The following is a 6,000-nucleotide window of genomic DNA, read 5'->3' as shown; positions in this document are numbered from 1 at the left end:
GGCGCCCGCGCAGAGGGCCATGCCCACCACGCGCGGTGACACCGCCCCGGAAATGCCGCCCTCCCCGAGGCTGACCAGGGCGATGGCCAGCACGGCGAGGCCGGCGCCGCAGAGCGGGAGGGTGCCGGGCGAGTGAGCGGTGAACAGGCCCGCGACGATCGGCACCAGGGCGGCGGTGATCGCGGTGACCGGCGCGACGACCGCCATCATCCCGCCGGCGAGGGCCCGGTAGAGCAGCACCACGCCGGCGGCGCCGGCCACCCCGGCGAACAGGCCCCAGACCAGGTCGACGGTGTGGGGCGTGCCGGGCACCACCAGCACGAGCGCGAGCAGCAGCGGGACGCTCAGCAGCTGTGAGACCACCGTGACGGAGACCGGGTCGGCGCGGCGGGACGCCTTTCCGCCGGAGAAGTCGGCCGTGCCGAACGCGACTGCGGACACCGCCGCGAGCACAATGGGGAACATCCGAATGTCGTACCACAATATTGACCGCTAAGGATAGTGTGATGACCGACGCCAGTGCCGGGCGGGTGAGCGCGGTGACCTCCGCCGTCGCGCGGCAGGTACGCGAACTGCGGGCCGCGCGCGGCTGGTCCTTCGAGGAACTGGCGGGGCGGTCCGGGGTCAGCAAGGGCATGCTCGTGCAGATCGAAGGGGCCAGGACCAACCCGAGCATCGGCACGCTCTGCCGGGTCGCGGACGCCTTCGGGGTCAACATCGCCCACCTCCTCGAGCCGGTCGAGGAGAGGACCGTGCGGATCACCGCGGCCGGCGAGGCGCCGGTGCTCTGGCGGGGCGAGCACGGCGGGGGCGCCCAACTGCTCAGCGGTCTGGGCGAACCGGACCTGGTCGAACTCTGGGACTGGCGGCTGCAACCCGGCGAGACGCACCACTCCCCCGACCACCCCCGCGGCACCCGCGAGGTGCTGCACGTCCTGACCGGGACGGCGACCGTCGTGGTCGACGGAGTCGCGCACGTCGTACGGGGCGGGGAGACGATCGAGTTCCACGCCGACCGGGAGCACGGCTACCGCAACGCGGGCGACGAGCCGGTGCGGCTGGTGATGGTGGTCGTCACACCGTCAGGCGAATGGGACCGCAGGACCCGCTCACGCCGACCGCGCCAGGGAATGGCCCCGGACGCGGTCGGTGGGGAGGTCAGGCGGACTTCTCCTCGCGGTCCCGACGAGCCCGGCGACCGGTGAACTCGCGGGGCACGATCGTCGGGTTGACGTTCTCCAGGACCACCTCGCGGGTGATCAGCACGCGGGCGGCATCGGGGTTGCTCGGCACCTCGTACATCACGGAGAGCAGGACCTCTTCCATGATCGCCCGGAGGCCGCGGGCGCCGGTGCCGCGGAGCATCGCCTGGTCGGCGATGGCCTCCAGCGCCGGCGGCTCGAACTCCAGCTCGACGCCGTCCAGCTCGAAGAGGCGCTGGTACTGCCGGACCAGGGCGTTACGCGGCTCGGTCAGGATCCGCACCAGCGCGCTGCGGTCGAGGCTGCGCACGTTGGTGATCACCGGGAGTCGGCCGATGAACTCCGGGATCAGCCCGAACTTGAGCATGTCCTCCGGCATGACCTGGCTGAAGATGTCGTCGGTCGACCGCTCGGAGACCGACCGGAGCCGGGCGCCGAAGCCGGTGCCGCCGGAACCCGTGCGGGCCTCGATGATCTGGTCCAGCCCGGCGAAGGCGCCACCGCAGATGAACAGCACGTTGGTGGTGTCGATCTGGATGAACTCCTGGTGCGGGTGCTTCCGCCCACCCTGCGGCGGCACGTTGGCCACGCTGCCTTCCAGCATCTTCAGCAGCGCCTGCTGGACGCCCTCGCCGGACACGTCGCGGGTGATCGACGGGTTCTCCGACTTACGGGCGATCTTGTCGACCTCGTCGATGTAGATGATCCCGGTCTCGGCGCGCTTGATGTCGTAGTCCGCGGCCTGGATCAGCTTGAGGAGGATGTTCTCCACGTCCTCGCCGACGTAGCCCGCCTCGGTGAGCGCGGTGGCGTCGGCGATCGCGAACGGGACGTTGAGCATCCGCGCGAGGGTCTGCGCCAGGTGGGTCTTGCCGCAGCCGGTCGGGCCGAGCAGCAGGATGTTGGACTTGGCCAGCTCGACGGCGTCGCTGCCGGAACCCGGCGCGCCGGCCGCCTCGGCCTGGATCCGCTTGTAGTGGTTGTAGACCGCGACCGCGAGCGCCTTCTTCGCCTGGTCCTGGCCGACCACGTAGTTGTCGAGGAACTGGCAGATCTCCATCGGCTTGGGAAGCTCTTCCCACTTCACCTCGCCGGACTCGGCCAGCTCCTCCTCGATGATCTCGTTGCAGAGATCGATGCACTCGTCACAGATGTAGACCCCGGGGCCCGCGATCAACTTCTTGACCTGCTTCTGCGACTTGCCGCAGAAGGAGCACTTCAGTAGGTCGCCGCCGTCACCGATCCGTGCCACCTACGTTCTCCCTGCACTCGTCGGCCGGAACGCCGGCCCTGACCTGCGGGCGCCGGGCGCCCGTCCGTCTGTTTGCCCCGCCGGTCCGACCCAGCGAAGCGGTACAGACCCGACGTTACCCGCTGGCGGAGGTTTCTCCGACCCCCAAAACGGGTGTGTCAGAGGTCGGCCGGGAGCGGATCCACGGCCGACCTCCGACCCGGTGTTGCTCAGCTGGCGGCGTTGGCCGCCAACAGGCCCTTCTTGCGGCTGGTGAGGATCGTGTCGACCAGCCCGTACTCCTTGGACTCCTCGGCCGTCATGATCTTGTCCCGGTCGATGTCCTTGCGGACCTGCTCCGTCGGGCGATTGCAGTGCCGGGAGAGCATGTCCTCCAGCTGGGTCCGCATCCGCAGGATCTCCCGGGCCTGAATCTCGATGTCCGAGCCCTGACCGTAGCCGCCCTCGGTGGCCGGCTGGTGGATGATGATCCGGGAGTTCGGCAGCGCCATCCGCTTGCCCGGGGTGCCCGCCGCGAGCAGCACCGCCGCCGCGCTGGCCGCCTGGCCCAGGCAGACGGTCTGGATGTCCGGCCGGACGTACTGCATGGTGTCGTAGATCGCCGTCATGGCGGTGAACGAACCACCGGGCGAGTTGATGTACATGATGATGTCGCGGTCCGGGTCGGTGCCCTCGAGCGTCAGCAGCTGGGCCATCACGTCGTTGGCCGACGCGTCGTCCACCTGCACGCCGAGGAAGATGATCCGGTCCTCGAAGAGCTTGTTGTACGGGTTCGACTCCTTGACCCCGTACGACGTGCGCTCCACGAACGAGGGAAGCACGTAACGGTTGTGCACGGCCGCGAACTGGGGCGGCAGGCTCAGATCGGTCATCGTCAGCTCCTCAGCTCAGGGTCCCGGCGCCATCCGGAACCTGGGCGGCCCCGATGATCACCTTGTCGATGAAGCCGTAGTCCATGGCCTCCTGGGCGGTGAACCAGCGGTCCCGGTCCGAATCCGCCTCGATCTGCGCCTGGCTCTGGCCGGTGTGATAGGCGACCCGCTCCTGGAACATCCGCTTCGTGTAGAGCATCTGCTCGGCCTGGATCGCGATGTCCGACGCGGTGCCGCCGAGGCCACCGGACGGCTGGTGCATCATGATCCGCGCGTGCGGCAGGGCGTACCGCTTGCCCTTGGTGCCCGCGCAGAGCAGCAGCTGGCCCATCGAGGCCGCCATGCCCATCGCCACGGTCGACACGTCGTTGTCGATGAACTGCATGGTGTCGTAGATCGCCATGCCGGAGTAGACCGAGCCACCCGGCGAGTTGATCCAGAGGTTGATGTCGCGGTCCGGGTCCTCCGCCGCGAGCAGCAGCAGCTGCGCGCAGATGCGGTTGGCGACCTGGTCGGTCACCTCGCTGCCCAGGAAAACGATCCGCTCCTTGAGCAACCGGTTGTAGACCGAGTCGTCGAGGTTGCCAATGGTGTCGCCACCTCGGGCCTCGATCGCCCGGAGCGGCTTCGCTGGGATGTGCATGTCGGTCATGGCAGCCCTTCGCTCTCCGTACCGTCCTACCGACACTAACCGCTCAGCCGGGGGGCGTACTCCCGGTCGGGGCACTGTTCGCTCTCAGCGCAGTTGTCCTGGAGACGTACCCGGAAAAGGGTTTCGGCCGCCGTCCACCGCGAAAGCGGCGGACGGCGGCCAACCCGATCGATCAGTGCTGGTGGTCGTGCTCGGCCTCGTTCGCGGCACGCAGCGCGTCGAGGGTGACCTCGTTGCCGGCCGAGTCCTTGATCTTGATCTTCTCCATCACCGAGGCGAGCGCCTTGCCGCGACGGACGTCGCCGAAGACGGCCGTGGCGGCGCCGGAGCGGACCAGCTGGTCGTAGTACTGCTGCGGGGCCATGCCGGCGCGCTGGGCGCGGTGGACGATCTCGTGACCGAACTCGTCGTCGGAGACCTGGACGTCCTCGGCGTCGGCCAGGGTGTCCAGCAGAAGCTGGATTTTCACCCCGTCGGTCGCCGCCTCGGTCAGCTCGGCGTCGATCTGCTCCTCGGTCTTCTCCTCGGCGGCGAGGTACTCCTCCAGCGAGGCGCCGATCCGCTCGAGCTGGTCGACCATGGCGGCCTTGCGGCTCTCGACCTCCTCGCGGACGACGCCCTCGGGGGCCGGCACCTCGGCGGTGGCGACCATCTCCTCGAGGGCCTTGTCGCGGGCTGCGTAGACCTGCTCGACCTGCTTGCCCCGGGTCACCCGCTCACGCAGGTCGTTCCGCAGCTCCTCGATGGTGTCGAACTCGCTCGCCATCTGGGCGAAGTCGTCGTCCAGCTCCGGCAGCTCCTTCTCCTTGACGGTGCGCACCGTCACCGCCACCTCGGCGTCCCGGCCGGCGAAGTCGCCGCCCACGAGCTGGGTGGAGAAGGTGGTGCTGTCGCCGGCGGCGAGGCCGACCACGGCCTCGTCCAGGCCCGGCAGGAGCTGCTGGCTGCCGACCTCGTGCGAGATGTTGCTCGCCGAACCGCCCGGCACGTCCTCGCCGTCGACGGTGGCGTTCAGGTCGATCTGGACGTAGTCGCCCTCCTGGGCGGCCCGCTCGACGGTCTTCAGCGTGGCGAACCGCTCCCGCAGGCCCTTGACCTGCTCGTCGATCTCGCTGTCGTCGACCTGGATCTCGTCCACGGTCACCTCGATGGTGGCCGGGTCCGGCAGGGTGATCTCCGGGCGGACGTCGACCTCGGCGGTGAAGTTCAGCGAGTCACCGTCGTTGAACTCGGTGATCTCGACCTCCGGACGGCCGAGGGTCTTCAGGTCGTGCTCGCGGACCGCGGCGAGGATGTTCTGCGGGATGGCCTCCTGCACCGCCTCGTTGAGGACGGTGCCCCGGCCCACCCGCTGGTCGATCACGGCGGTCGGCACCTTGCCCCGGCGGAAGCCGGGAACCTGCACCTGCGAACCGATCTCCCGGTACGCCTTCTTGAGGCTCGGCTCGAGCTCGACGAACGGCACCTCGATGGCGAGCCGTACGCGCGTCGGGCTCAGAGTCTCGACGGTGCTCTTCACAGGCGTACTCCTTGACGGATCTCAGTTGATTCTGGGCGTGTTTGCGCGCATCGAGTGTAGGCGAGCCGGCAGTCTGCTTCGGCAGCGCCCGGGTACCGCGCGGAAAAATCGGCGGTTCCCGGGCGACCCGGCCGCGGACGACAGTCGGGGTGGCGGGATTTGAACCCACGGCCCCTCGCTCCCAAAGCGAGTGCGCTACCAAGCTGCGCCACACCCCGTGGCGACGAGAAGTGTATGCCGTCGGCGCCCACCGGACGTCCCGGGGCCGCATCGACCCGCCGCCCCGCCCGCCGCCGGCGCGGCGGTAGGCGCTGCGCGGACGGGCCGGGCATTGGGTACGCTGTCGGCGCGCCTCGTCATCGCGGGGCGCTCGCGGGCGTAGCTCAATGGCAGAGCTTCAGTCTTCCAAACTGACGGTGCGGGTTCGATTCCCGTCGCCCGCTCCACCACGAAGGCCCAGGTAGACCGCATGATCGGGGAACCTGGGCCTCTTCGCTTCTCCC

Annotated in this window: 6 protein-coding genes and 2 tRNA genes (1 of these 8 cut by a window edge); 2 read left to right on the top strand and 6 right to left on the bottom strand. The window is 69.2% G+C overall.

Going from position 1 to position 6,000, the window contains the following annotated elements:
- On the bottom strand, positions 1-465 hold the 5' portion of the coding sequence (locus tag GA0070613_RS15570) for an EamA family transporter (protein ID WP_089012967.1). Its footprint begins 369 nt before the window's first position; only the first 465 of its 834 coding nucleotides appear in the window; its start codon is at positions 463-465; its stop codon lies off the left edge, out of view.
- A 41-nt stretch (positions 466-506) separates the two neighbouring features.
- Here GA0070613_RS15570 and GA0070613_RS15565 point away from each other — a divergent pair, with 41 nt between their 5' ends.
- Complete coding sequence (locus GA0070613_RS15565) at positions 507-1,205, top strand: XRE family transcriptional regulator (RefSeq protein ID WP_089012966.1); 699 nt, start codon at positions 507-509, stop codon at positions 1,203-1,205.
- Here the strand turns inward: GA0070613_RS15565 and clpX are convergent.
- The 5 genes from clpX to GA0070613_RS15540 form a co-directional block, all read right to left on the bottom strand.
- Positions 1,159-2,454 (bottom strand): ATP-dependent Clp protease ATP-binding subunit ClpX, encoded by a 1,296-nt coding sequence (clpX, locus tag GA0070613_RS15560; protein WP_089012965.1) that lies wholly within the window; start codon positions 2,452-2,454, stop codon positions 1,159-1,161. The two genes, GA0070613_RS15565 and clpX, sit on opposite strands and share 47 nt — an antisense overlap.
- 209 nt (positions 2,455-2,663) lie before the next feature.
- Positions 2,664-3,326, bottom strand: coding sequence for an ATP-dependent Clp protease proteolytic subunit (locus GA0070613_RS15555; protein WP_089012964.1), 663 nt, complete (start codon positions 3,324-3,326; stop codon positions 2,664-2,666).
- A gap of 10 nt (positions 3,327-3,336) precedes the next feature.
- Positions 3,337-3,978, bottom strand: coding sequence for an ATP-dependent Clp protease proteolytic subunit (locus GA0070613_RS15550; RefSeq protein ID WP_089012963.1), 642 nt, complete (start codon positions 3,976-3,978; stop codon positions 3,337-3,339).
- Positions 3,979-4,150: 172 nt separating this feature from the next.
- The gene (gene tig / locus GA0070613_RS15545; protein ID WP_089012962.1) at positions 4,151-5,497 is read right to left on the bottom strand and encodes a trigger factor; all 1,347 of its coding nucleotides are present in this window, start codon (positions 5,495-5,497) and stop codon (positions 4,151-4,153) included.
- Positions 5,498-5,641: 144 nt separating this feature from the next.
- Positions 5,642-5,715, bottom strand: a tRNA-Pro gene (locus tag GA0070613_RS15540).
- A gap of 154 nt (positions 5,716-5,869) precedes the next feature.
- On the opposite strand from GA0070613_RS15540, the gene GA0070613_RS15535 reads away from it, so the two are divergent.
- Positions 5,870-5,943: transfer RNA gene (locus GA0070613_RS15535), tRNA-Gly, on the top strand.
- The last annotated feature ends 57 nt before the right edge of the window (positions 5,944-6,000 follow it).

This window comes from Micromonospora inositola (assembly GCF_900090285.1).
GTDB lineage: Bacteria > Actinomycetota > Actinomycetes > Mycobacteriales > Micromonosporaceae > Micromonospora > Micromonospora inositola.
Note: the sequence above shows the minus strand (reverse complement) of the source record. Positions and strands in the feature narration are given on the sequence as shown.

Bases quoted from the DNA above. Each gene is read 5' to 3' on its own strand.
- GA0070613_RS15565 (WP_089012966.1), top strand. From the start codon at position 507: ATGACCGACGCCAGTGCCGGGCGGGTGAGCGCGGTGACCTCCGCCGTC.
- GA0070613_RS15555 (WP_089012964.1), bottom strand. From the start codon at position 3,326: ATGACCGATCTGAGCCTGCCGCCCCAGTTCGCGGCCGTGCACAACCGT.
- GA0070613_RS15550 (WP_089012963.1), bottom strand. From the start codon at position 3,978: ATGACCGACATGCACATCCCAGCGAAGCCGCTCCGGGCGATCGAGGCC.